This is a genomic window from Bradyrhizobium sp. (assembly GCF_049519115.1).
Lineage (GTDB): Bacteria > Pseudomonadota > Alphaproteobacteria > Rhizobiales > Xanthobacteraceae > Bradyrhizobium.
The window spans coordinates 32,149-56,015 of record NZ_JBEKRB010000030.1 but is presented as its reverse complement, the minus strand read 5'-3'; the positions used below and the strand labels follow the sequence as shown (position 1 = coordinate 56,015).

Annotated in this window: 23 protein-coding genes; 14 read left to right on the top strand and 9 right to left on the bottom strand. The window is 61.0% G+C overall.

The window, feature by feature from the left end; genetic code table 11:
* Nucleotides 1-104: 104 nt before the first annotated feature.
* Nucleotides 105-794 carry a Crp/Fnr family transcriptional regulator gene (locus ABSE61_RS21510; RefSeq protein WP_423873151.1) on the bottom strand — a complete coding sequence of 230 codons (690 nt, stop codon included), beginning with the start codon at nt 792-794 and terminating at the stop codon, nt 105-107.
* 1,004 nt (nt 795-1,798) lie between these two features.
* Here ABSE61_RS21510 and ABSE61_RS21505 point away from each other — a divergent pair.
* Nucleotides 1,799-1,930, top strand: a complete 132-nt coding sequence (locus ABSE61_RS21505) for a hypothetical protein (RefSeq protein WP_423873150.1) — start codon at nt 1,799-1,801, stop codon at nt 1,928-1,930.
* Between the two features lie 30 nt (nt 1,931-1,960).
* Here ABSE61_RS21505 and ABSE61_RS21500 read toward each other — a convergent pair whose 3' ends face one another.
* Nucleotides 1,961-2,146, bottom strand: coding sequence for a hypothetical protein (locus tag ABSE61_RS21500; RefSeq protein ID WP_423873149.1), 186 nt, complete (start codon nt 2,144-2,146; stop codon nt 1,961-1,963).
* A gap of 1,253 nt (nt 2,147-3,399) precedes the next feature.
* Here ABSE61_RS21500 and ABSE61_RS21495 point away from each other — a divergent pair.
* Complete coding sequence (locus ABSE61_RS21495; RefSeq protein WP_423873148.1) at nt 3,400-3,531, top strand: hypothetical protein; 132 nt, start codon at nt 3,400-3,402, stop codon at nt 3,529-3,531.
* Between the two features lie 79 nt (nt 3,532-3,610).
* Complete coding sequence (locus tag ABSE61_RS21490; RefSeq protein ID WP_423873147.1) at nt 3,611-3,775, top strand: hypothetical protein; 165 nt, start codon at nt 3,611-3,613, stop codon at nt 3,773-3,775.
* Between the two features lie 445 nt (nt 3,776-4,220).
* Here ABSE61_RS21490 and ABSE61_RS21485 read toward each other — a convergent pair whose 3' ends face one another.
* The 3 genes from ABSE61_RS21485 to ABSE61_RS21475 form a co-directional block, all read right to left on the bottom strand.
* On the bottom strand, nt 4,221-4,598 hold the full coding sequence (locus ABSE61_RS21485) for a hypothetical protein (protein ID WP_423873146.1): 378 nt from the start codon (nt 4,596-4,598) through the stop codon (nt 4,221-4,223).
* 56 nt (nt 4,599-4,654) lie between these two features.
* Complete coding sequence (locus ABSE61_RS21480; protein WP_423873145.1) at nt 4,655-5,314, bottom strand: HK97 family phage prohead protease; 660 nt, start codon at nt 5,312-5,314, stop codon at nt 4,655-4,657.
* A gap of 205 nt (nt 5,315-5,519) precedes the next feature.
* The gene (locus tag ABSE61_RS21475; RefSeq protein WP_423873144.1) at nt 5,520-5,783 is read right to left on the bottom strand and encodes a hypothetical protein; all 264 of its coding nucleotides are present in this window, start codon (nt 5,781-5,783) and stop codon (nt 5,520-5,522) included.
* A 651-nt stretch (nt 5,784-6,434) separates the two neighbouring features.
* Here ABSE61_RS21475 and ABSE61_RS21470 point away from each other — a divergent pair.
* The 4 genes from ABSE61_RS21470 (at nt 6,435) to ABSE61_RS21455 (ending at nt 9,808) form a co-directional block, all read left to right on the top strand.
* A complete protein-coding gene (locus tag ABSE61_RS21470; RefSeq protein WP_423873143.1) occupies nt 6,435-7,238 on the top strand; it encodes a UDP-2,3-diacylglucosamine diphosphatase in 804 nt (267 codons plus the stop codon).
* Nucleotides 7,239-7,298: 60 nt separating this feature from the next.
* Nucleotides 7,299-8,354, top strand: a complete 1,056-nt coding sequence (locus ABSE61_RS21465) for a glycosyltransferase family 4 protein (RefSeq protein WP_423873142.1) — start codon at nt 7,299-7,301, stop codon at nt 8,352-8,354.
* A gap of 72 nt (nt 8,355-8,426) precedes the next feature.
* Nucleotides 8,427-9,416, top strand: coding sequence for a threonine/serine dehydratase family protein (locus ABSE61_RS21460; RefSeq protein WP_423873141.1), 990 nt, complete (start codon nt 8,427-8,429; stop codon nt 9,414-9,416).
* Between the two features lie 89 nt (nt 9,417-9,505).
* Nucleotides 9,506-9,808, top strand: a complete 303-nt coding sequence (locus tag ABSE61_RS21455) for an EthD family reductase (protein WP_423873140.1) — start codon at nt 9,506-9,508, stop codon at nt 9,806-9,808.
* 26 nt (nt 9,809-9,834) lie between these two features.
* Here the strand turns inward: ABSE61_RS21455 and ABSE61_RS21450 are convergent, their stop codons facing one another.
* Entirely contained in the window at nt 9,835-11,007 is a 1,173-nt protein-coding gene (locus ABSE61_RS21450) for a hypothetical protein (protein WP_423873139.1), read from the bottom strand.
* A gap of 174 nt (nt 11,008-11,181) precedes the next feature.
* Between ABSE61_RS21450 and ABSE61_RS21445 the strand changes: the two genes are divergently transcribed.
* Nucleotides 11,182-12,546, top strand: a complete 1,365-nt coding sequence (locus ABSE61_RS21445; protein ID WP_423873138.1) for an MFS transporter — start codon at nt 11,182-11,184, stop codon at nt 12,544-12,546.
* On the opposite strand, the gene dgcA is transcribed toward ABSE61_RS21445, so the two are convergent.
* On the bottom strand, nt 12,516-13,511 hold the full coding sequence (gene dgcA / locus ABSE61_RS21440; RefSeq protein ID WP_423873137.1) for an N-acetyl-D-Glu racemase DgcA: 996 nt from the start codon (nt 13,509-13,511) through the stop codon (nt 12,516-12,518). The two genes, ABSE61_RS21445 and dgcA, sit on opposite strands and share 31 nt — an antisense overlap.
* A gap of 144 nt (nt 13,512-13,655) precedes the next feature.
* Here dgcA and ABSE61_RS21435 point away from each other — a divergent pair, with 144 nt between their 5' ends.
* The 4 genes from ABSE61_RS21435 to ABSE61_RS21420 all read left to right on the top strand — a co-directional run bounded on the left by ABSE61_RS21435 (nt 13,656) and on the right by ABSE61_RS21420 (nt 17,123).
* The gene (locus ABSE61_RS21435) at nt 13,656-14,789 is read left to right on the top strand and encodes an MlaE family ABC transporter permease (protein ID WP_423873136.1); all 1,134 of its coding nucleotides are present in this window, start codon (nt 13,656-13,658) and stop codon (nt 14,787-14,789) included.
* 2 nt (nt 14,790-14,791) lie between these two features.
* Complete coding sequence (locus ABSE61_RS21430) at nt 14,792-15,604, top strand: ABC transporter ATP-binding protein (RefSeq protein ID WP_423873135.1); 813 nt, start codon at nt 14,792-14,794, stop codon at nt 15,602-15,604.
* Nucleotides 15,605-15,710: 106 nt separating this feature from the next.
* On the top strand, nt 15,711-16,589 hold the full coding sequence (locus ABSE61_RS21425; protein ID WP_423873134.1) for an MlaD family protein: 879 nt from the start codon (nt 15,711-15,713) through the stop codon (nt 16,587-16,589).
* A gap of 132 nt (nt 16,590-16,721) precedes the next feature.
* Nucleotides 16,722-17,123, top strand: coding sequence for a hypothetical protein (locus ABSE61_RS21420; RefSeq protein ID WP_423873133.1), 402 nt, complete (start codon nt 16,722-16,724; stop codon nt 17,121-17,123).
* A gap of 104 nt (nt 17,124-17,227) precedes the next feature.
* Here the strand turns inward: ABSE61_RS21420 and ABSE61_RS21415 are convergent, their stop codons facing one another.
* The gene (locus ABSE61_RS21415; protein WP_423873132.1) at nt 17,228-22,027 is read right to left on the bottom strand and encodes an apolipoprotein A-IV repeat region-like domain-containing protein; all 4,800 of its coding nucleotides are present in this window, start codon (nt 22,025-22,027) and stop codon (nt 17,228-17,230) included.
* 419 nt (nt 22,028-22,446) lie between these two features.
* On the opposite strand from ABSE61_RS21415, the gene ABSE61_RS21410 reads away from it, so the two are divergent.
* Nucleotides 22,447-22,824: an Hpt domain-containing protein gene (locus tag ABSE61_RS21410; RefSeq protein WP_423873131.1), complete on the top strand. Its 378-nt coding sequence runs from the start codon at nt 22,447-22,449 to the stop codon at nt 22,822-22,824.
* Between the two features lie 116 nt (nt 22,825-22,940).
* Nucleotides 22,941-23,261, top strand: coding sequence for a 2Fe-2S iron-sulfur cluster-binding protein (locus ABSE61_RS21405; protein WP_423873130.1), 321 nt, complete (start codon nt 22,941-22,943; stop codon nt 23,259-23,261).
* A gap of 7 nt (nt 23,262-23,268) precedes the next feature.
* Here the strand turns inward: ABSE61_RS21405 and ABSE61_RS21400 are convergent, their stop codons facing one another.
* The gene (locus ABSE61_RS21400; protein ID WP_423873129.1) at nt 23,269-23,721 is read right to left on the bottom strand and encodes an acyl-CoA thioesterase; all 453 of its coding nucleotides are present in this window, start codon (nt 23,719-23,721) and stop codon (nt 23,269-23,271) included.
* Nucleotides 23,722-23,867: the final 146 nt, after the last annotated feature.

Here is a 23,867-nt window from a genome sequence, read left to right as displayed (position 1 = left end):
ATGCCGGTGATGTGAGGTACACCCAAGTGCCCGACATACTTCTCAATATAGAACACCCCTCTGAAATTATTTCGATCTGTGGAACGCTGGTTGGCGGCGGACCATTACTCGTCCTCACGTATCTGAGGTTTGTCCCGCAACACGGCGTCCAAAAGCGAGCGACGAACCTCGATTTTTCCGTTGTAATTTATGAAACCTTTTTTTCTAAATTTGTTCATGAAGAAGCTCACTCGTGATCGAGTGGTCCCGATCGTTTCCGCTAGCGTTTCTTGGCTGAGGGTCACCGGGATAGGCATTGGACCGCCTTCCTTGCCGAAGTTCGCCAAAAGCAGAAGAAGGCGAGCGAGGCGTCTTTCGCTAGAATTGAACAATTGGTCGATCAGATCGTCCTCGATCCGGCTGTTTCGCGCCAACAGATAAGTCAAGAAAAACGTCGAAAACTTCGGTTCTTTCGCTAAGGCCGCAAGCATTGCGGTCCTTGTTATGGATGTGATCACGCACTCTTCCATGGCGTGGCTCGTTGCGCCGCGTAATTTCGACCCGTCAAGACATCCTTCTCCGAAGAACTGTCTCTCTGTCAAAAAGCCGATGACGGCTTCCTTCCCGTGTTCGGATAAGACTGTGATCTTGACCTTGCCGCTACGAATGAAAAAGACCGCATCTGCAACGTCTCCTTGACTGAAAATCTTCTGATTTTTTCGGTATCGCTGGATTGTCCGTCCAGCCGCGGCCTTACTAAGAAAGGCTAGCGGATCGAACTCCTTCGAACCTTGGACATGTGGGGAGATGGACACCGTGCTGCTCCGTCATTTAAGGCGGGAGCACAACACTCTCTGTCACCGATGGAATACCGTGAACAGGGCGGCGATGTACGACAATACCGCTCTCGCGGAAAAGTTCCGATTATCCTACCGAAGCCCGACGGTGCCGCTTCGCTCAATATCGGGCGTGAAGGCCACTGTGATGTTAAACGGAGTTACCAGTCACGGGAATAGTCCGTTCGGTGACGGAGCCTCATCCCATGCGCTGGACCGTCACGGTAGTCACCAATGGTCGCGGTACGCGATACGATCCCGCGACGAACAGACACTAGGATAAAATTCTTAATCGATGATTCCGGTTAGTTTGAGGTTGGCCGAAGTGCGGGTGCGGCACGGTCCGTGCTTCCGCTTGACGAACCTCCTGCCGAAGGCGGAGCAATTCGGCGTACCTGACAGTTAAACTTTCCGTCTCTTCGGAGTTTGGTGTTGGGATCGGACTTTCTTTGGCAGCCACCGTCTCGCTCCTTTTTACCTGAACTGGTTGGTTGTCGTAACGAGCCGCATCCGGGTTCATGTTGGCCGTAAGCAAACCCTTCGCCGATGACTAGAGTTACTTCAGCGGTGATGAACGGCCGCCGCAGGAGCGGTTCATCTTCGGTACATTCTTGGCTCGAATTGGTCGGGGCCGCTTGGGTGTGGGGGAACACCCAGCGACCCCTCTCGCGGAAATCTGAAAAATGGCCGGTGACGGGGGGAGTCAGTCGGTCAAGATCGACGCGAGAAATTCACGATAACGTGCAGCCGCGACGGCACAATGAAAGCCACGCAGCGAGGCGCTGCGACTGTTACGACGCCGCCGAGATGCTGGCGTCCCTTTTTGTGCAGGATCGATCCCCGATTTCGTGCTTAAATCCCCCGGTGCTGCATCCAAGGGAGTTGCGTATGCGTCGGGGTTGGACCCCGTCAATCGTGCTAAACGGTAACGATCAAACCGTCTACCTCGTGCTCTGCGATTACGGCCCGTTGGGCCAATCCTATTGCGAGACCAACCCGAGCGGGCCGATCTGGAAACCACGATCACCGACCTGCTCTCAGGGCAATACGACAACCCTGTCAGCGTGGTCGCCTTCAACACGGCCGAGCGGTGGGCCAACCCGATGAGACAGTGAGATTTTGCTTCGATTAGTCGCCGCTCGGATTTACGCGTCTCCGGCTTGAACTCGCTGCGCGATAGTCGCCTCGATCTCGGTAGCGGCGGCACGAAGCTGGGCCGCCAATTTCTTGAATGCCTCGCGCTTGGCCGCGTTGGTGGCCAATCTGCCGATGAGGTCGCAGTCCTCAACATCGGTCAGGAGCTTTTCCAGCTGTATCTTTAGGTCTTTCATGTCGCGTGTTTACGAAATGATGGATGCATTGTCGCGCGTCGCCAATGGTCGCTCGATATCAGCGTTAACTCGGCATTCGTTTTTGCCCGTAAAAATACGGGTGCCGCTTGAACACCGGCATACCTCACTGGTTACGAAACCCCGCTCGACCACAACCCGAGCGGGGTTTTTCGTTGTCCTATTCTGCCTTCGGCGCGGAGAGGATGAGAGCGAATAAACCTCGTCATGCGCCACCGTTCCAAACAACTGTCGCTTAAAGACCGGCTCGCGCTATACGCAAATGAGGTTCGCGAGAAGGCTTTACTTTTGCCTCCGGGTGAAGAAAGCGCTGCTCACGAACGCACGTCAGGCGGAGGTCGCCTCCCATCTCGACGATTGGGCCAATTCCAAGGGATTAGAGCCGCCGGAATGAGGGTCGCCTCATTCGGAATTCTTCTATGCATCGCGTCGGATATTCTCCCTAGGCTTTGCGCAAGTGAAACGCTCCCGTGTGTGCACTGGTTTACATAACAAAGTCGGCTTTATTTGCCGACACGAGCAAAATTGAACAGGCGGACTTCCTAAAGCCCGTCTTAAGTTAGTGATGATGAAGATTCGTGGCCGGAGAAGCGAAAATGCTTACCGATGAAGAGTTCGCGTCGCTGCTTTTGATTGCTGCACCCTCTACGTACGGCGCCGCCCCGGCGACCCTCCCGAACATAGCGTCCGGCTGATCGCACTGGGCTATCTGGCCGATAATAAGGGCAGGTTCCGCATGACCACGCCGGGCCGAAACCGCTTAGCCGCTGAAATGTCTACCACGGAAGCGCAGGCCACCCTTTGAGGGTGGAACTTCCACAATCCTATCGACCCAAACTATGCTGGATTGCCTCCGCGTTTTCATGCACGGCCTTGTTCGCGAGGCTAATGAAGATCGGGATAGCGGCGATCAATAGTAAGCCCATCACTACACGCGGACGGCTCACAAGGCGCTTGGGGGGCTCGGGACGCGCGATGTAATGGACGTTTGAGCGGTCTGGGTTCTTTTCGTTTTCCATCGTTTCAGCCGTTGTAGGGTTTAAATCTTCCCCGAGCGTAGGCATGCGATGCAGCCTGCAGCGGATGCTGCTTGAGCAGCCCGAATGTAGGTAGTTTCCGAAGCTATCGTCGAATCCGCTTTTAGACGAGGCTTCGATCTCAACCTTGAAGACAAGGCCACTTTCGCGGTCTCGTTCGACCGAAACTCCGATCTTATTTGGTCGCGGAGATTAACAATGTCCGATGATGCTCTTGTTCACGTACAAGGCGATATAAATGGAAAGCTTGAAGCGTTCAATATCGCTTGGCTAAAGCTTGCGACCGCAGATTTCGAGCCGGAAGAACGACAAAAATACGGGACGGAATAACAACGGATGAGGATCAACTCATGGATTTGCTAGAGCGCAAGCTCACTCTTCGACGGAAGTAAACCTTCGAGGTCCGACCATGGAGCGTTATATTCACGAACAAAATCTTATCCACTACCGCAAGGTTTTGGCTGAGACGACCGATGAAACGAAGCGGCGTACTGTTTTGAAGCTACTCGCTCACGAGCACGCTAGGGTCTGGCCGCAGACGGCTCAGCTCGATCAACATTTCGGGGTGGATTGATCTCGGTGACCACCTTGTCGACGTGATCGCAATTGACGCCAACAAAGGTGTGCAACTCCCATCCGACCAGTGAGGGTTTGATGCTTGCCAAGACCATCGGACCTAAGCACTTGGGACAGGAGCGCGCCCTGATCGCAATCAGGCTCGGATCAGAAAATACTTGAAAAGTTGGCATAGGCTCATCTTCCGTTTTTTTATTGTTGAATTGGTGTGACCAGCAGCTCGTTGTCGTATGCGATGCGCTATGGGCTTCCTTCTTACTGGGTTGAGCCGGAAAGCTTGATTCAGGTGAAGTCATGATGCCTCGTCGCAACAACGACCCACCGGTCAATTTTGCTCACTTTCTCCACAACTCACAAAACGTTGCGTCGCTCAAAAGTAGTACGTCCGGCTGCCGAAATGAGGATTTCGCTGTGAAGAAAGCGATGAGCCAAAACTGGTTCCCTTAACCGAATGTCAGCGTGATCGCGTAATTCAACGAATCGCCTTGATTTAAATTTTTTAAAGGGAAGTCAGCATAGACATCCATAATGCCGCCTGTCGGTGGGCTACCCGTTCCTGCGGAATCGAAAATCCCGACCTCGCTGATGGCTACGCTTTCCAACGCTGTGATGGTCGCGCTGAAGGTGATGGTGTCGTCGATGGCGACCATCGTGCCTTGCACAGTGGCAGCCTGAACACGTGCCTCTGTCGTGCCAACGACGGTGACCGTATCGGCTGTCTTGGCAGCACCAACGCCGGTGCCCCACTGCATCCACCACGGAAACGTAAGCAGCTCAGCTGTGAGGCGAGCTAAGCCAGAATTTTGAAGTTGCTGAGCCACGTGGCTTCATTTTGCTTTCGGATGCGAGCGGGTGCGTCGGTTTGGTTTTAAAAGCGTCATTGCAGGTCGCCGATATCGCGGTAGAGAAGCGACATGCGGTCGTGCATCCTTTGGCGCGCTCCCATCCGCGCGCGAATATCCTCGATGGTGTTTGCATTAGCGTGTGGCTCGTCGCGAAATCCACTGCCAGAGTCGGCTGCTATGTTCACACAGGAGCACTCCAAAAGCTCCCACCGTTCGGCGATGAACGTTAAGTGATCGCCGTCGTTCCAATATGTGTTCTCTGCATCGATTGTTTCGCCATTGTCGTTTTTGACACGCCAGCGATTAACTCGATATCCAGCGCTGACGCCGTTAAGTTCACCACGACGGATCATACCGAATGCAAGATCGCCTTGTGGTGTCTCATTCAGTTGAAGCCGACCCCATAGCGCGCCTGACTTGATCCAAGTCTCGGTGACAATACCAAGCGCGGCGCCGATGCTTCCGGCCTGATGCGAATCTAAAACCGGACACAAGCCAGAGACCACTCGGCTAGTGTCAATCGCAGCCCGCGATATTTCCAATAATTCGATGCCATAAAAACGGACGACCGGCGCGCCCGTCGAGATGATGCAGGAAACGGACCGTGTCTCGGCATCAACACTGGACGGTGCGACGGCGACGTATCGCTTGAGGAACGTTGAAGGCGACCAACTTGGACCTGATAGCGTCATGATCGACGAACCTCTCCACGATATGCAGGAGCGTGGGTCGGAGTGGTGTAAGTGAAATGATCTTTCGGAGGCACGCGGGCGGGCGGTGTCGCCGCGATTACCTCCGGCTTTCCGATTCTAATCTGCTGCTCACCGCGAGCTACTGTGTCAACGGCGGATTTTAGATCGTCAAGTACCACGCGCAATCCAACTTCGGTCTCAGCCGCTAGGCCATAGACCTTGCTACGGGCATCCTCAACCGTGAGGTCTCTGGATTATTGACGCCGAGCCACGCGGTACGCTGCTTGCCGGTCTCCCGGTCGGTAAACTTGAATGAGAAGGTCGCCGCGCCGCCGCTGGTGACGCTGAGATAGAGGCCGGGACACTTGCGGTCGTAGGTCTTGGTCCGCTTGGCGACCCTTGTTTCGCACAGGCGGTCGGTCAGGATGACGCTGCTCTTTCGTCCGCCAGTCGTGATGTTGTCCGCCATTGTTTTAGCTCCTCAGTGATTTGAGCAAAAGTGCCCGGCCCTAGATTCGCGAAGTGTGATGAAGCCGCCCGAATCAGGTAATAACGAAAACCCCTTATTTTAACGGGCTTTGTTGCCTTCTCCGGCCTTCACCAGCCACTGCCAGACATCAATATATGGCCGTGTGGTCCTGTCATCTCGACGCTGATGTCAACTTGGTGACGATGCTTTGCATTGCGCGGGGACGGTGGCAACAAAGCCCGATCACCAAGAGCGCGGAGCAACCGTTAAAACCATTCGCGCAGGGAAGGCCGGGGATTTCCGGTGAACCTATGGTGACTAACTTGCGTGTTTTCCACTTTTACACGCAAGGCTGCGGGTGCACTGGGCACCCGGCTTTCCCTGCGCCCTCTGTTCTCGGAGTGGCTTAATCTGTGTGCAGAACTCGGGCGCATTGTGTCGCGGGAAGCGCGGATTCGTGGCTCTGATCGGGCGAGCGCGGCGTTAACCGTGTTTGATTGAGTGGAGCCTCGTCGATGTCGCCTCACTGTCGCAAGCGGCTGTTATCGCAAGTCATAATCAGCAACGTTTCGATTCGGTTGGGACACCGGATGGAAGCAGTCATGGAAGTGTCATCGGAATCTGGTAGGCGCGCGCATGGGAAGTGACCTGATGAGTGAAGACCAGCCGGAGCGGCGTTTTCGCACCCTTTTTATTTCCGACGTGCATCTCGGAGCGCGCGGTTCGCAGGCCGACAAGCTGCTGGATTTCCTGCGCGTCCACGACGCCGACACGATCTATCTCGTCGGCGACATCGTCGACGGCTGGGCGCTGAAGTCGAGCTGGCACTGGCCGCAATCGCATAATGACTTCGTACAAAAAATGCTGCGCAAGGTGCGCAAGGGCGCTCGCGTCATTTACATCCCCGGCAATCACGACGAGTTCCTGCGCAACTATTACGGCACGCATTTCGGCGGCATCGAGGTGCTGGAAAACACCATCCATACCGGCATCGACGGCCGGCGCTATCTCGTCATCCACGGCGATATCTTCGACCTCGTGGTGCAGAACGCGCGCTGGCTCGCCCATCTCGGCGACAAGGCCTACGACTTCGCGATCCAGATGAACCGCCTGGTCAACTTCTTCCGCCGCGCTTTCGGCGTGCCCTATTGGTCGCTGTCGCAATGGGCGAAGCAGAAGGTCAAGAATGCGGTGAACTACATCGGCGCGTTCGAGACCGCGCTTGCCGCCGAAGCGCGCCGCCACAGCGCCGATGGCGTGATCTGCGGTCACATCCATTACGCCGTCATCCGCGACAACTATCACGGCATTCGCTACATGAATTGCGGCGACTGGGTCGAAAGCTGCACCGCGTTGGTCGAGCACGAGGACGGTCGTTTCGAAATCATCACCTGGACCGATCCGATGAGCCGGACCGCCCCTGTTCCTTCGGTCGCGGCGCGCGCCGCGGCTTAGGTTTTTGATGAGCATGATCTCCTCGGAAAACCGCTTCACACTTTTCCGGATCATGCTCTGATGAAAATCCTCATCGCGACCGACGCTTGGCACCCGCAGGTCAACGGTGTGGTGCGGACGCTGGCGATGACGGCGGAAGCGGCGAAGGCGCATCACGCCGAGATCGCGTTCCTCACCCCGCAATCGTTTCGCACCTTTGCGATGCCGAGCTATCCGGGCCTGCGCCTCGCGTTACCGTGGGCTGCGAAAGTCGCCCGCCTGATCGAGGATGCGCATCCCGACAGCATTCATATCGCGACCGAAGGCCCGATCGGGCTTGCGGTGCGCCGCTATTGCCGAAAACATAAACTGCCGTTCACGACCAGCTTCCACACCCGCTTTCCCGACTACGTCTCGGCGCGGCTGCCGGTTCGCGAATCCTGGGTCTGGGCCATGCTGCGGCGATTTCATCGCGATAGTGCGGCCGTGATGGCGGCCACGCCGGCGCTGGCGAACGAGTTGCGCAGCCGCGGCTTTCGCAATGTGGTGCTGTGGCCGCGCGGCGTCGACACCACGCTGTTTCATCCGCGCGAGGCCGATCTCGGTTTGACGCGCCCGGTGTTTCTCTGCGTGGGTCGCGTCGCGGTTGAGAAAAATCTCGAAGCGTTTCTCGATCTCGATTTGCCGGGCACCAAGGTCATCGTCGGCGACGGGCCGGCAAGGGCGAGCCTGATGCGCAACTATCCGCAAGCGGTGTTTCTCGGCGCGCAGCAGGGCGAGGAACTGGCCAAGAGCTATGCCGCGGCCGACGTGTTCGTGTTCCCGAGCAAGACCGACACGTTCGGCCTCGTGCTGCTGGAGGCGCTGGCGAGCGGCACGCCGGTGGCGGCTTTCCCGGTGGCCGGTCCGCGGGATGTGATCGGCCAAGCGCCGGTCGGTGTCTTGAACGACGATCTCCAAAAGGCCTGTCTTGAGGCGCTGCGGATTTCCCGGCAGGACTGCCTGGAATTTGCCGCTCGTTATACCTGGGAGGCGTCAGCCCGCGCCTTTATCGAGAACATGGCCGATTTCAACGGCTTTCGACCGCAATCCGAGGCCATGCCTGTGCTATCGGAGGAGCCGCGCTTCGTGGCATAGGGGAACAGCTAGGTAGTGGAACACAAGGGTGTGCCTTGCCGTCCTCGTGCGAGAAGCGTTAAAATTGCGCTCATGAACGAACCTCTGTCTCATCTGCCCGTGAGTTCCGCAGATATCGACGCTGCGGCCAAAGCCATAGCGCAATATGCGGTTCGAACGCCGCTATTGTCGCCGCCGGTGCTTTGCGAGCGCGTCGGCGCCAAGGTATTCTTGAAACCGGAAATCCTGCAACGAACCGGCTCGTTCAAATTCCGCGGCGCTTTCAACAAGTTGTCGTCGATACCGCAAGACGCGCGCAAGGGCGGCGTGGTGGCGTTTTCCTCCGGCAATCACGCGCAAGGGGTCGCGGCCGCCGCCAAAATCCTCAACATGCCCGCCACTATCGTGATGCCGGCGGATTCACCTTTGTTGAAGCGTGAGCGCACCAAATCCTATGGCGCCGAGGTCGTGTTGTACGACCGCGACCGCGAGGACCGCGAGGCGATCGCCCGCGATATTGCCGGCCCGCGCGGTGCGACGCTGGTGCCGCCGTATGACGATCCGAAGGTGATCGCGGGGCAGGGCACCGTGGGACGCGAAATCTGCGAGGACCTGGCCGCGCTCGGCATTGCGCCCGATATCGTGGTGGCGCCGGTTTCCGGCGGCGGCCTGATTGCGGGCGTTGCGACCGCGGTGAAAGCGCGCTTTCCGCAGGCCCAGGTGATGTCGGCCGAGCCCGAAGCGTTCGACGATCACGCCCGCTCGCTGCGCGCCGGGCGGCGTGAGGCCCACAAGGCCGAAGGGCGCACCATCTGCGACGCACTGATGGCGGCGATCCCCGGCGAGATCACTTTTGCCATCAACGGCAAATTGCTCGCCCAGGGCGTCACCGCGACGGAGGCCGAAGTCGGCGCCGCCGTTGCCTTCGCTTTTCGCGAGCTCAAGCTCGTGGTCGAGCCGGGCGGGGCGGTCGGCCTCGCAGCGCTGCTCGCCGGCCGCATCGACGCCAAAGGGAAGACGATCGTGATCGTTTTGTCCGGTGGCAATGTCGATTCCGATCTCTACGCGCGCCTGATCGGCTGAAGGCCGGATTGGTTACGGCTGCCTCCAGAAAGCCTCGCAAGTCTGCTATGGTCGTCTTTAAAGGCTCAGAAAAAATCGGGAGGTATGTCATGCACCGGCTGCTCGTTCTCTATAACGAACCCAAAGACCCTGCCCATTTCAAGAAGTACTATGTCGAGACGCATGTGCCGCTCGCGAACAAAATACCCGGCATCAAAAACGCCCGCTATTCGTTCGACGTGAAGCCGATGGGGCCTGGCAACGCGCCATACTTCTGCATCTTCGAGGCCGACTTCGAGAGCGAGGCGGCGATGATGGATGCGTTCGGGTCGAAGGAAGGTCAGGCGGTTGCGGGCGACGTGCCGAACTACGCCTCCGGTGGCGTCACCATGGTGCACTTCCCGATGAAGTGACGGCTGGTATGTTTGCGCTTTCCCGATCAGGAAAAGAACGCGATCTTCTCGGTCTGGCTCATGCGCCGGATCGGGGCGAGAGGATCGGGTCGCGAGGCGCGTGGCCGCGTCACGATGCCATTGGCGAGCAGGCTTGAGCCGAGCGATGGCTCAAGCTCGGGTTCAGGCTTCGTCGCCTCGAGCTTGGCTGTCTCGGTCTTGGCCGTTTCCGTCTTGGCAGCCTCGGTCTTGGCAGCCTCGGTCTTGGCAGCCTCGGTCTTGGCAGCCTCGGTCTTGGCTGTCTCGGGCTCCGGTTCGCCTTCGGGCGCAGGCTGAAGCAGCGTCACCACCGGCAAGGTTGTCGCCACGACCGGCTCGTCATCCGTATCGCCGGATTCGGGAAAAGTGACTTCGATCTCGTAGGCCGCCACGCTCTCGCTGACCGTTCCGTCACGCGATGCGAGAACTTGCGCTTCCGCGACCTGCATGTCGCTTATCTGGAGCTCTTCGAGATTGGTCTCGTAGGCTTCGTCCGTATCGGGCGCGGCCATCTCCATCGCGATCATGTCAAGCATGGCTTCGTCATTGGCATCGAAGGCATCTGCCGGCTCGCTCGACGCCTCGGCCATCGGCGTTTCTTCGGCCACGGCCGGATGGGCAGCGGCCGTCCCGTCAGCATCGAAACTTGCGATTTTCTCCTCGATCCGGTCAAAGGCCCCATGCAAGTCTGCGGCAAGATCGGCGGAGTTGAGTTTTCCGGCGGCGTTTTCGATGACGAGGACCTGGCTATCGATCAGGTCGCAGATCCGGCCGTCGGCGCCGATTTCGCGCAAACGCCAGGCGATCTCGCGGACGACGCGGGCGCCCTTGCGCACCGGCGCGAGATTTTGCTCCAGCGCCAGATCGCCGACGGCGGTCGTTGCGGCGTGTCGCGCTTCCGTCAGCGCGTCGCGGAACGATGTCAGCATCTGGTCGAGCAGGGGATCGCGCTCGGGCTCCGGTTCCGGCAGTTTCTGTGCCGCCAGCGTCCCCTCGATCCGCGCCACGGCGTCGAGCACCATTTTGGTGTCGGCGTTGCGGTTGCGTTTGGCATACTCGCCGAGGAACCAGCGTCCCCGCGAGGTCTCCATGAACGCCTCTTGAATGGCGTCGTAGTCCGCCTCGCTCGGCTGGGCCGCGCGCGCGGAGATCGGAGACAGGGCGAATGCTTCGTCGGCCATAGCTAGCTCATGCGCGCATATCATTGCGCTAGAGCATGATCCGGAAAAGTGGGACCCGATTTTCCGAAAAGATCATGCTCAGACAACAATCTTTATGCGCGATAGTGATTCGACTTGAACTATCGCGCTAAGGCTTACGATCACCACGAACCCGCCCGAATCGCAATTGAATTGATGCCATCCGAATCACAAATCCCCATCACATCATCACGCCAGTCGAAGCGATTCGCGAGCCGGCTCGCATTGTTCTACGGGGCGATCTTCGCCCTGATAGGCTGTCATCTGCCGTTCTTTCCAGTCTGGCTGCGCGCGGTCGGGATCGATGCGGCCTGGATCGGCGTCATTTCGGCGGTCCCGGCCGTGACACGGTTTACCGTCCTGCCGATGGTTACGGGCCTTGCCGAACGCCGCGGCGCCGTGCGCGGCGCGATGAAGGCAACCGCGGTCATGACGACCTTCGGTTTTGCCGTGATCGGCACACAACATCTGCCGCTCGCCGTGTTCCTGGCCTATGCCGTCACCGCCGCGTCATGGACGCCGACAGTGCCGCTGACGGATGCCTATGCCCTGCGGGGGGTAGCAAAATACGGCCTCGACTACGGGCCGCTGCGGCTATGGGGCTCGGCGGCCTTTATCGTCGGCGCGCTCGGCTGTGGCCTGTTGGCCGGCATGATGGCGGCCGAGCACCTGATCTGGATCATCGTGGCGGCCGGCGCGCTTGCCGCGCTGGTTGGTTTCGGCTTGCAGCCGCTGGAAAGCCGTCAAGCGCAGGCCCCGATGCAACCCGGCACTCGTGCCCACTTTCCGAAGTTCGTATTTCGTCGCAGCGCGCACCTTTCACGAACTTCGGAAAGTCATGGGCACGAGCAAGCTTATAATTCTAGTGCCGCTTCTCGATTTGAAGTTCCTGGGGCGGATTCGCCGCTTGCGGTGCAGGAACTTCAAATCGGCGGCACTAGCGCATTGCTGCGCGATCCCCGATTCCTCGCCATCATTGCCGCTTCCGCACTGATTCAAGGCAGCCACTCCACCTATTATGTCTTCGGCTCGATCACCTGGCAGCTTGCCGGGCTCGGCGGCTTGACGATCGCAGCGCTCTGGGCCCTCGGCGTCGTGGCCGAAATCGCGGTCTTTGCGTTGTCGCCGCGATTCACCTTGCACCCCTCGACGCTGGTGGTGATCGGAGGCGTCGGCGCCATGCTGCGCTGGCTGATCACGGCGCAGGAGCCGCCGGTCGCGGTGCTGGCCGTGGTTCAGCTCGCGCACGGGGTGAGCTTCGGGCTGACGCAGGTCGGCATCATGGGACTGATGGTGCGGCATGTGCCGATGCCGGTGGTCACGCGCGCGCAAGGTTATCTGGCGGCCTGCGGCGGCATCGTCGCCTCAACCGCCTCCATTGTCTCGGGCGCGATCTATGCCCGCTACGGGCAGGGTGCCTACTACGCGATGGCCGTGATGGCGCTGTCGGGTGCGGCCGTGATGTGGTCGGCGCGGCGACGCATTAAGTCTCACCCCCAGAGTGCGGCTTCTGGCGGATAGACCAGACTGCCGTCGTAGCGCAGGCCGCCGTCGCGGTCGTGCTTGAGCAGCAGCGGGCCGTCGAGGTCGACAAAGCGGGCCTGCTGCGCCAGCAGCATGGCGGGCGCCATCGACAACGACGTCGCCACCATGCAGCCGACCATGATGTCGAAGCCTTGCGCTATCGCCGCATCCGCCATGGCGAGCGCTTCCGTCAACCCGCCGGTCTTGTCGAGCTTGATGTTGACCGCATCGTAGCGTTCACGAAGCGTGCCCAAGGAGGCGCGGTCGTGGACGCTCTCGTCGGCGCAGACTGCGATCGGCCGCTTGAAATGGGCGAGCCGCCGGTCCTGACCGGCGGGCAGCGGCTGCTCGACCAATGTGACGCCGGCGTTCGCACAGGCGGCCAGGTTTTGCTCGAGATTGGCCTCGGTCCAGGCCTCATTGGCATCAACGATGAGTTCGGAATCAGGCGCGGCCTTGCGCACGGCGGCAATTCGCATCCCGTCGCCATCGCCGCCGAGCTTGATCTTGAGGAGCGGCCGATGCGCGGCCTTCGCGGTGGCGGCCGCCATCGTCTCCGGCGAGCCGAGCGAGATGGTATAGGCGGTAACACAAGGGTGGGGGGCGAGGCGGCCGAGCCGATCCCAAATGCGGATGCCGATTTGCTTGGCTTCGAGGTCGAGCAGGGCGCAATCCAGCGCATTGCGGGCGGCCGAAGGCGGCATCGCCGCCTGCAAGGCTTCCCGGTTGAGGCCACGGCCGATCGCGTCCTTTATGCTGAGGATCGCGGCGAGCGTCGCCTCCGGCGTCTCGCCATAACGCGGGTAGGGCACGCATTCGCCGCGTCCGGTCGTGTTACCTTGGGTTACATCCGCCACGACCACGACCGCTTCGGTCTTGGCGCCGCGGCTGATGGTGAAGTTGCCCTCGATCGGCCAGCGCTCGATTCTCGCGTCAAGCGTTGGCACATTGCCGGAAGTCATTTTATTATATCTCGCCAATCTGAACGTGCCGCTTGCCCGCCGCGACCTATTATGTATGGCTGGGCCGGTTCTGTAAATTTATCAGAGCGTTGCTGGAATTTCCTCTTCTTCACCAACAGGCGAAGCAGCGCGGGAGTTGGAATCGTGAACGGCGACCCGACATTGGAGCGTATCGCACAGGGGAACAGTCTGGCGCTATCCGCCACAGGCCCCTGGATCGCGCGCTTTGCCTCCGAACTCGAGCAGATCGTCTCGGACGCCGAAAGGCTGAGGGGAAAGTCGTCGAACGTCTTCATCGACGTCTCGCGGGTCTCCAAGCTCGACACCTTTGGCGCCTGGCTGATCGAGCGGCTGCGCCGCAGCCTGACCCAGGGCGGCGTCGAGGCGAAGATCGCTGGATTGTCGGCGGATTACTCCAGTCTTGTCGATGAAGTGCGCCGCGTGAAGGCGATACCCGCGCCCGACGTCACCTCGGTGACGGTCACGGGTATTCTGGATCAGGTCGGTCGCACCATGGCCGGGATCAGCGGCACCATCCTCAGCCTCGTCGACATGCTAGGGGCGGTGCTGGCCGCAAGCTTCCGGGTCCTGATCCACCCGAGGAGCTTTCGCCTGACCTCGACCGTGCATCACCTGGAGCAGGTCTGCTGGCGTGCGGTGCCGATCGTCGTCCTGATCACGTTTTTGATCGGCTGCATCATCTCCCAGCAGGGAATCTTCCACTTCCGCAGGTTCGGCGCGGATATCTTCGTGGTCGACATGCTGGGCGTGCTGGTATTGCGCGAGATCGGCGTGCTTCTGGTTGCGATCATGGTCGCCGGGCGTTCGGGAAGCGCCTACACCGCCGAGCTCGGCTCGATGAAGATGCGGGAGGAAATCGATGCGCTGCGCACCATGGGTTTCGATCCGATCGAGGTGCTGATCCTGCCGCGGATGCTGGCCTTGGTGCTGGCGCTGCCGATCCTGGCGTTTCTCGGCGCGATCGCCGCGCTTTACGGCGGCGGGCTGGTGGCCTGGCTCTATGGCGGGGTTGATCCGGAAGCGTTTTTGCTAAGGTTGCGCGACGCAATCTCGATCGACCACTTTACCGTCGGCATCATCAAGGCGCCTGTCATGGCGGCGGTGATCGGGATCGTCGCCTGTGTCGAGGGGCTGGCGGTGCAGGGCAGCGCGGAATCGCTCGGTCAGCACACGACGTCGTCGGTCGTGAAGGGAATCTTCTTCGTGATCGTGATGGACGGTGTATTCGCGATCTTCTTTGCCTCGATCGGGATGTGACGATGGTTGGCCAGGCTCAAGCCCAAGTCTCAACTCAAGTCCCAGCCCAAATCCCGGATCAGGATGCGATCATCCGGGTGCGCGATATCTCGGTGCAGTTCGGCAAGACCAAGGTGCTCGACGGTCTCAACCTCGACGTCAGGCGCGGCGAAATCTTAGGCTTTGTCGGTCCTTCCGGCGCCGGCAAATCGGTCCTGACGCGCACCATCATTGGCCTCGTGCCGAAGACTTCTGGGCGGATCGAGGTGTTCGGCGTCGATCTCGATACGGCCAGCGCGTCACAGCGGCGCGCGGTCGAGCGGCGCTGGGGCATTCTGTTCCAGCAGGGCGCGCTGTTTTCCTCGCTGACGGTGCGGCAGAACATCCAGTTTCCGGTGCGCGAATATCTCGACGTCACCCAGCGCCTGCTCGACGAGATCACCATCGCCAAGCTCGGCATGGTCGGATTGCGCCCCGAGGTCGCCGATCGTTTCCCGTCGGAACTCTCTGGCGGCATGATCAAGCGCGTGGCGCTGGCGCGGGCGCTCGCGCTCGATCCGGAGCTGGTATTTCTGGATGAACCGACCTCGGGCCTCGATCCGATCGGCGCCGGCGACTTCGACGAGCTGGTGAGAACGCTGCAGCGGACTTTGGGCCTGACCGTTTTCATGGTAACCCACGATCTCGACAGCCTTTATACGGCGTGCGACCGGATTGCCGTTTTAGGGAACGGTAAGATCATTGCCGCAGGATCGATGGCCGACATGCAGGCCTCGCAGCATCCCTGGTTGAGGGCCTATTTCCACGGCAAACGCGCCCGCGCGGTGATGGGATAGTTCTTTGGGGTAGTTCTCGGGATCGTTCACGAACGCATTTTACGCCGCTTCTTTTGCTTCTCTTTTTACTTCTTGGGCTCGTTTTGGTCGGTTTCGGAGTTGGGTAATGGAAACGCGGGCGAATTACGTTCTGATCGGATCGTTCACGCTCGCCGTGATCGCCGCCGCGTTCGGATTCGTGCTGTGGTTCCAGAGCCTTCACACCACCAAATTGCGCAGCCCTTTGCGCATCGTATTCGAAGGTCCCGCCGCCGGCCTGCGGAACGGCGGTAGCGTCAATTTTAACGGTATTCGGGTGGGTGAAGTCATCTCAGTCAAACTCGACAACCCGCGTCGCGTGGTCGCACTGGCCATGGTCGAAAACAATACGCCACTCCGCAAGGACACCCTCGTGGGCCTCGAGTTTCAGGGCCTGACCGGCGTGGCCGCGATCTCGCTCAAGGGCGGCGAGGAGGCCGCGCCGCCGGTGCCGCTCGCCGAGGATGGCATCCCGGTGCTGACCGCCGATCCAAACGCGCTCCAGGACGTCACGGAGGCGATCCGCGGCACCCTGCAGAACATCAACCGCGTGGTCGCCGACAATCAGGAGGCGGTGAAAAACTCGCTGCATAATTTGGAGGTCTTCACTGGCGCCCTGTCGCGCAACGCCCAGAAGATCGACGACGTCATGGCCAAGGTCGATGGCGTGATGGGCAAGGCCGACAGTCTGATGGTGGGCCTCAACAGGCTCGCCGGCGGCAAGGATGGCGGGGAGTTGTTCCTGACCGTGCAATCGATCCGGGAACTCGCGGAAGACTTCGACAAGCGCTCCGGCGCGCTGATGTCTGACGGCCGCCGCACGCTCGGCGATATCAGCCGCGCGGTGAACAATCTCGACCGCAATCCGACCCGTCTGCTGTTCGGCGCGGGCAACTCGACTTCGCCGGCCGCGGCTTCCGCCTCGACGCCGACGCCTCCGCCGGCGGCGCCGCCGCGACGGCAATAGGGCGCCACTTAAGGGCGCCTCTGGATCGCTGGCCTCTACAAGCAAGTGGGATGAACCGGTCGCGTCACGGGTGCGACGAACCGTGATCGACGCTGCACTTCGCGCGTTCGCTTGCGGGAGGCATCGCTTCGCGTGGAAGTCATCAAACCGATCGCCATGACAGCACTGATCGTGACAATGATCGGCTTGATCTGCGAGATATTCTTACCCGCCTCCGGTCGTACGATTGATATTGGTGCCGGGATCCTTGCCATCGCAACCTGGATTGTTCCGCCGCTCCTGATGGCGCGTCCCCGGAATAGGAAGCCGCGATCGTCGCTGGCCGGTGTCGGCATCTTTGTCGGCATTTTTGTCGTGGCCGCCTGTCTCTCGGCGATCGGGATTTCGCTGGCGCTACTGACGCTCTTCTTCAGACCGGAAGCGAATTGGGCCTGGCCCGCCATCTGGGCCATCGGCGCCTTCTGGCTGTTCGGCTGCATCCTGTCCTATATCGCCAGCCGCTTCGCCCGGAAGGCAGAGAACACTTCGAAATAAGCCAAGCTTATCTCGAAGTGGTTTTTCCACAGAGACCGTGGTCTTTCCAAAACAAAACGAAGGCAGCGTGCCTCCGTTTTTCATTCCTTGCTGTCGCGCAAGTATTACCCCAGCCGACCCGCCGCATGCGCGAGCAGGGTGTAGACGAGGCCGGTCTCGGAGGTGAGGTGACCGCGCAACGCCTGCGGTCCGCGATCCTCGCGTGCGACCTCGTCGAGCAGACGCTCGAACTCGGCGATATAGCGATCGACCGTCTGCTTGAAGTTGCGGTCGCTGCGATATTTGCGCGCGACTTCGTCGAAGGCTTTCTGGCCCGACGGCGTATAAAGCCGCTTGGTGAACGCCTTGCTCTCGCCGCGCTGATAGCGATCCCACATTTCAGCAGCGAGGTTGCGATCCATCAGCCGGCCGATGTCGAGCGACAACGACTCCAGCGGATTGCCGCTGGTGGCGCTCGGCGCCGAACGGCCGCCGCGGGGCGGGGCAGGCGGGGGTGCGCCGGCGCTGCCATCGGTGCGGCTCAAGAGATCGGACAGCCATCCGTCGCGGCCCTGATCCGAACCTGCGGGCGCTACCGGCGGCGCTTCGGTGCGCCGCGCGGGCGGCGGCACACCAAGGTCAGGCGGCGGCAGGGTCGATGCGCTGGCGCGCGGTGCCGATCGCGGCGGTTCTGCACGGCCGCCGACAGCAGCGGCCAGCGCCGGCTCTTCCTCGCGATAGGCGCTGCTGCTGGTGCGGCTGGTGGAGACCACGTCCAGGCCGCGGCCGTGATGGGCGACGATGCGGTTGAGTTCCGCCAGCGCCTCGATCTGATCGACGATCACCTTGCGCATCTGCGCGGTCGAGTCGGCGGCCTCCTGCGGCATTTCCAGCACGCCGCGGCGCAACTCGTTGCGGGTCGCTTCCAGCTCGCGCTGCATCTCGCCAGCCATCTGCTTCATGCTGACGACCATGTTGCCGAATTTCTCGGCGGATTGCTTGAACATCGCATCCGCTTCTTCGGTGCTCTGCTGATAGATCTCGGCCATCGCGTCCGCAGTTTGACGGCGCTCGTCCTCGGCCGCGGCGCGAACCGCTTCGAACTGCCGGCTGATCGCAGCCGATCCCGCGCCGGCGGTTTCCGCCACCACGCGCGCGATATCGCGGGCGCGCTCTTCGGCGGCCGCAAGCGACTCGTCGAGCAGGCCGGTGAAGCGCGACAGCCGCTGATCCAGGTCGGTGGTGCGCAGGTCGATGGTGTTGACGAGCGACTCCAGCGTCGACTTGCGCTCGGCGAGCGAGGTGGAAGTCGAGCGGTTGCTCTGTTCGACGACGGCGGCCGCCTCGACGAGCGACCTGCCGTGAATCTCGAACTGGCCGGACAGCGAGTTGAGATCTTCAAGCGCTTTTGAGGTCTTGGAGTTGAAGACGGTCAACTGGTCTTCCAGCGTTTGCGTCGCCGCGCCGTTGCGCGTGGTGACGTCGTTCATCGCCGAGACGAAATCGGCCACGCGGGTGACCAGCGCGCGCTCGAGCGAGTTGAGGTTGTCGTGGGCGCCGGTGAGGACTTCCTGAAGCAGGATGTTGCCCTCGCGCAGCCGCTCGAACAGCGCGACCGTGTCGGTGCGCAGGATCTTACTGGTCTCCTGCATCTCGGTGACGGCTGCGATCGAGACCTGGCGCGACTGGTCGATCGCGTTGCGCGACGCCGCCTCCAGGTCCTTCAGCGACTTGTTGACCGTGGATGTCGCGAGTTCGCCGGCGGAGGTGATGTTGCGCGCCACCTCGGTCGAGTTGCCGAGCATGGCCTGCGAGAAGCCCTGGCCGCGGGTCTCGATCGAACGCAAGGCTTCCGCCGTGACGCGGTCGACTTCGGAAGTGAGCAGGCTGGTCTTGGCGCCGATGGCCTCGACCAATGCGCCGCGCTTGCTGTCGATCGTCTGCGACAGGCGATCGGTCTGCTGCTGCACGTAAGTGACGATTTCCTCGGTCTTGCCGGTCATGGCCGAGCCGAACGAACCGCTGGCGGCGAGAACCGAACGCTCCACGTCCGCCGAGGTCGATTTGACCTTCGAGCTGGCCTCGTTGGAGGCCGCGATAATCGCCTGCTGCGCGGTCTGCGCGGTGGCGACAATCCGGTCCGTCGTGTTGGTGGTCACCATCGACAGCGAGCGTTCGAGATCGCTCGAGATCGCCCGGATCTGGTTTGCGGAATCCGCCGAGGTCGCGGTGAGCGAGGTTTGGGCTTCGCGCGCGCTGCTCAGGATCGACGCCGCGGTGTCGGAGCCGACCGCCGTCAAGGTGCGTTCGACGTCGGCCGCAAGCGACTTGACGTGATTGGCGGCGTCAGACGAGGCGCCGACGAGGGTGGTCTGGACGTCGCGCGCGCTGGCCAGGATTGAGGCGGCGGTAGCGCTGCCGGCGGCCGACAGCGAGCGCTCGAGGTCGGAGGCGAGCGACTTGACCTGGCTCGTTGCATCCGCGGATGCCGTAACGAGCGTGGTCTGGGCCTCGCGGGCCGAGGCCAGGATCGAATTGGCGGCGCTGCTGCCGACGGCGGTCAGCGCGCGTTCGACCTCCGAAGAGGTCATCTTCAATTGAGCGCCGACGTCCGAGGAGACACCGAGCAGGGACTCCTGCGCCGCGCGGGCGCCGGTCTGGATAGTCTCGCTGGTATTGACGACAAGGTTGGAGAGCGAGCGTTCGGCGTCCTCGACATGGGACTTGATCCCGGCCGACAATTGTTCGACGCGCTCCACCAGGCTTTCGCTGGCCTGCCGTCCGCTGCTTTCGATGCGGCCGGCCACAGCTTCAATGCGGGTGTCCAACAGTTCCTCGAACTGCGACACCCGTGTGTCGATGTCGGTGGCGACTGAGCCGATGCGGGTCTCGATGCCCTGATGAATCTCCTGGAACCGCGCCGCGATGGTTTCGGTCAACTGGGTGCTGCGACCATCGATGGTTGCGGTGGCACTGGCGATACGCTGGTCGACCGCAGCAACGGCCTGCGCCGTGCCATCGGTGAGCGAGGCGGTGAGCGTGCCGAGCCGGCCGTCGATGGTCTCGGTGACCGACTGGGCGCGGGTATCGAAGGTCTGCTCCAGCGACTTGAGGCGGCTGTCGATCGCTTCGTCGAACGACTTGATCTTGCTGTCGAGCGAAGTGTCGAGATGGGTGACGCGGGTCCCGAGCGTGGTTTCGAACTGCACCAGGCGCTGATCGAGCGACGCGGTGATCTCGCCGCCGTTCGAGGTCAGGCGGGTGTCGAAGTTGTCGACATAGCTCTTGAGCGTATCGGCGATGTCGCTGGTGCGCTGGCCCATCCGTTCGACGATCTCGCCACCGAAGGTTTTGACGGTGCGGTCGAACTCGGAGATATGGCGGGTGATCAGCGCGCCGAGCGTGCCGGAGTCGCGGGCAAACTTTTCCGCAAGTTCCGAGCCCTGACCTTTCACCAGTTCGTCGAACGAGCTCATCTGCATGGAAAGCGCATCGTGCGCGCTTTCGGTCTGGCTGATGACCTTGGCCACCAGCGAGTTCACGGTCACATCGAGCGCGTCGCTTGCCTTCTCGCCCGAGGTGAGAATCTTCGAGGCGAGGCGGTTGCCGGATTCGTCGATCTTGTTGACGAGATCGCCGGAGCGCAGCTCGAGCTCGAGAAGCAGCGAGTCCGAAGAGTTCTTCAAGGAGTCGTGGACCTGTTCGGTGCGGTCCGAAATGCCGTCGACGATGGTGGAGGAGCGCTGTTCGAAATCGGCGGTGACACGATCGAGACGCTCGTTGAGCATGTCGTGGACGCGGTCGGCGAGTTCGACGAACTCGTCGTGGACGTGGCCGGTCTTGAAATTCAGGCTGGTGGTCAGCCGTTCGGAGGCATCGAGCACCGCGCGCGTGGTCTCGGCGCTGGCTTCCTCGAGCCGGTCGAGCAGGTCGCCGCCACGCTCGCCGAGCGCCAGGATCATGTTGTCGCCGGCGTTCGCAAGCGCGCTCGTGATGTGCGCGCCGCGTTCTTCCAGCGCGCCGGTGATGCTCTTGGCAACCTCGTCGACGCGCGAGGCAATCGCATCCGAGATCAGCGCAATGTCGTGACGCAGGTCGATCTGCACGCCGGAAATGGCGCTGCGCACCTGTTCGGCCTGACCGACCAAGTTGTCGCGCTGATGGGCGATATCCTGCAGCAAAGCGCGAATCCGCACTTCGTTGTCGCTATAGGCGCGCTCGAGTGCGGAGACCTCGTTGGCAACCAGCGTCTCGAGTTCGCCGGCACGCGCTATCGCGCGCTCGATGCCATCGCCCATCGCCGCGACTTCGCGGCGAATCGCTTGTCCAACCGTCACCATGGAGTCGCTGGCAGCGCCTTCGGGTTCGGAGAAACGCATCGCCACTTGCGCCATCGATTGCGCAATCGACTGCAATTCGCGGCCGCGCGACGACAGGTTCGCCATGAAGAAGAACATCAGGGCCGGCGCGGCCAACAACGCAATCAATCCGGCCAGCGCCAGCACGCCGCCGGCGCCCTGTCCGATCGCTGCTGTTATCGAAGACCAGAAGCCGACGACGAGCAAGAAGCCGGCAATGATCCACACAAGGCTGGCAAGCGCGGCGTAGGTGAGGGCGCCGCGGCCGGCGCGGCCTCTCTGGATCGCCTGCAAGGCCTGACCGATGGCTTCGCGATCGTCATTGGCGGCGCGGCGCGTGGCGCGCGGTTCTTCGATCGTGTTGAAAGCGGGCCGGTCGTTATTCGGCCTTGTGTCGAACGAGGATTCGTCAAACGAAGACGCGCCGGTCATCACGTCGGGCGCATTATCCGAGCGGGTCGAACCCCTGATGTCGCCAGTCGAGCCGTCGGAAATGTTGAGGGCTTCCTGAATGGCAGAAAGCGCAACTTCCGTCGGGTCTTTGACCTTTTTCGGGGTGTTCGCCATGTTCAGTCCGAGCCCTCGTGTTACTTCGTACGCAATGTCCAGTAATGGTGCTGCGAATGCCCCCCGCAGTCCAAACGGTCATCATCAAAATGCCGCGCGCAGCCGCCTTGCAGAGGTCGGCTTGTCCCGCTCAAGTCCGGCGAACATCCTATTGGTTAGACGTCACGAATGAAATGGTAGGATTAATACAATCTTAATCATCGTTAACAGCGTCGCGCCGTAAGGCCTTACAAAGCTTTGAAATTCCGTTCGGCAGGGTTAATTGCGGCGACACTTAGCTTAAAACAAGGCGAAGGTGCGGCGCGAAAGAACCCGCTGTCCACAGCGTCGAACGATCCGTTAACCAATTCCATGATTGGCTCGCTTCAAAGCCATGGCCGACGAACGGCAAGGTGACGAACGATTCGGACGCTTAAGCCATGTCGCTTCATTTGGACCGGATGGAATGGATGCCATCGCCCCCGCTCGCTCCCGATGACGGCCCGATCGACTTCGCGCATCTGCGGCGGATGACGCTCGGCGATGCCGCGCTGGAGCGCGAAGTGCTGGGCATGTTTTCCGCCCAGGCACCGCGTCTGGCCAAAGCGCTTGCAGGGTCGCCGGCCGATGCGGCGGCGTTGGCGCATACGCTGAAGGGCTCGGCGCGGGCGGTCGGCGCTTTCGCGGTAGGTGACGCGGCAGCGCATCTCGAAGCACTAATCAGAAACGGGTCCGATCGGGCGGACGCCTTGAGCGAGCTTGATGACGCCATCATACAGGCCCGCAGCGCGATCGAGGCCATGCTCGACCAACGCTGATCGACGGGGCTGCCCGAATTCCGGCAAATCTTCTCCCAATTAGCTGCACTAGCGCTGGCCGGATCGACCCGTTATAGGTCTGCCCGGACACTTTTTTTCCGGCAATACGAGCGAACATGGCCAAGATTCACTTTGTCGACCATTCCGGCGAAACCCGCATTATCGACGTCGAAAATGGCGCCACCGTCATGGAAGCGGCGATCCGCAACGCGATCCCGGGCATTGAAGCAGAATGCGGCGGCGCCTGCGCCTGCGCGACCTGTCACGTCTATGTCGACGAAGCCTGGCGCGAGAAAGTCGGCCCGCCTTCGCCGATGGAAGAAGACATGCTGGATTTCGGCTTCGACGTTAGGCCGAATTCGCGCCTGTCCTGCCAGATCAAGGTATCCGACGAACTCGACGGCCTCGTGGTATCGACGCCGGAGCGGCAGGCGTAGCGATTTTCTAAACTTGCACGCCGCGGCGAAGCCAAGGCTGAAATTTTTCGATGATCTCCGGCGTCAGCGGCGTGGGTTTGCGCGTGGCCAGATCGATCAGCACGGTGACCGACTGCGCGGATGCGACGCAGACACTTTCCGAAAACACCACCTGATCGAAGGTCACTGACGTTCGGCCGAATTTTGCAACTCCCAATCCCATCTCGATGGTGCCCGGCCAGTGCAATTCGGCGCGGAAGTGAATGTCGAGCCGCACCATGATCCAGGTCAGGCCCTCCGGCAGTTGCCAGTAGCTCTTGTCCTTCATCAGCGTGACGCGCCCGGTCTCGAAATAGGTCGCATAGACCGCGTTGTTGACGTGACCATTGGGATCAAGATCGGCAAATCGCACATTGTCGGTGAGGCGGTAGGGGAAATCCTCTAACCGCGGCGGGGAATCGGATGGTGTGGGGGCATTCACGGGGAGTGGTCTCCGAAATCGCTGCCGTTACAGCCTAGTTGTGGAGCGGCGGCAAGGGGTTGTCGCGGTGTCCGCAACCCGTATTATGGCTTTCCTCCCCCTGCGGCGTTGGCTAGAGAAGCATCAACCGTCCCGCCAAGGTTCAA

Bases quoted from the DNA above. Each gene is read 5' to 3' on its own strand.
- ABSE61_RS21415 (WP_423873132.1), bottom strand. From the start codon at position 22,027: ATGGCGAACACCCCGAAAAAGGTCAAAGACCCGACGGAAGTTGCGCTT.
- ABSE61_RS21480 (WP_423873145.1), bottom strand. From the start codon at position 5,314: ATGACGCTATCAGGTCCAAGTTGGTCGCCTTCAACGTTCCTCAAGCGA.
- ABSE61_RS21460 (WP_423873141.1), top strand. From the start codon at position 8,427: ATGAACGAACCTCTGTCTCATCTGCCCGTGAGTTCCGCAGATATCGAC.
- dgcA (WP_423873137.1), bottom strand. From the start codon at position 13,511: ATGACTTCCGGCAATGTGCCAACGCTTGACGCGAGAATCGAGCGCTGG.
- ABSE61_RS21450 (WP_423873139.1), bottom strand. From the start codon at position 11,007: ATGGCCGACGAAGCATTCGCCCTGTCTCCGATCTCCGCGCGCGCGGCC.
- ABSE61_RS21410 (WP_423873131.1), top strand. From the start codon at position 22,447: ATGTCGCTTCATTTGGACCGGATGGAATGGATGCCATCGCCCCCGCTC.
- ABSE61_RS21445 (WP_423873138.1), top strand. From the start codon at position 11,182: ATGCCATCCGAATCACAAATCCCCATCACATCATCACGCCAGTCGAAG.
- ABSE61_RS21465 (WP_423873142.1), top strand. From the start codon at position 7,299: ATGAAAATCCTCATCGCGACCGACGCTTGGCACCCGCAGGTCAACGGT.
- ABSE61_RS21455 (WP_423873140.1), top strand. From the start codon at position 9,506: ATGCACCGGCTGCTCGTTCTCTATAACGAACCCAAAGACCCTGCCCAT.
- ABSE61_RS21495 (WP_423873148.1), top strand. From the start codon at position 3,400: ATGTCCGATGATGCTCTTGTTCACGTACAAGGCGATATAAATGGAAAG.
- ABSE61_RS21430 (WP_423873135.1), top strand. From the start codon at position 14,792: ATGGTTGGCCAGGCTCAAGCCCAAGTCTCAACTCAAGTCCCAGCCCAA.
- ABSE61_RS21425 (WP_423873134.1), top strand. From the start codon at position 15,711: ATGGAAACGCGGGCGAATTACGTTCTGATCGGATCGTTCACGCTCGCC.
- ABSE61_RS21475 (WP_423873144.1), bottom strand. From the start codon at position 5,783: ATGGCGGACAACATCACGACTGGCGGACGAAAGAGCAGCGTCATCCTG.
- ABSE61_RS21500 (WP_423873149.1), bottom strand. From the start codon at position 2,146: ATGAAAGACCTAAAGATACAGCTGGAAAAGCTCCTGACCGATGTTGAG.
- ABSE61_RS21470 (WP_423873143.1), top strand. From the start codon at position 6,435: ATGAGTGAAGACCAGCCGGAGCGGCGTTTTCGCACCCTTTTTATTTCC.
- ABSE61_RS21490 (WP_423873147.1), top strand. From the start codon at position 3,611: ATGGAGCGTTATATTCACGAACAAAATCTTATCCACTACCGCAAGGTT.
- ABSE61_RS21405 (WP_423873130.1), top strand. From the start codon at position 22,941: ATGGCCAAGATTCACTTTGTCGACCATTCCGGCGAAACCCGCATTATC.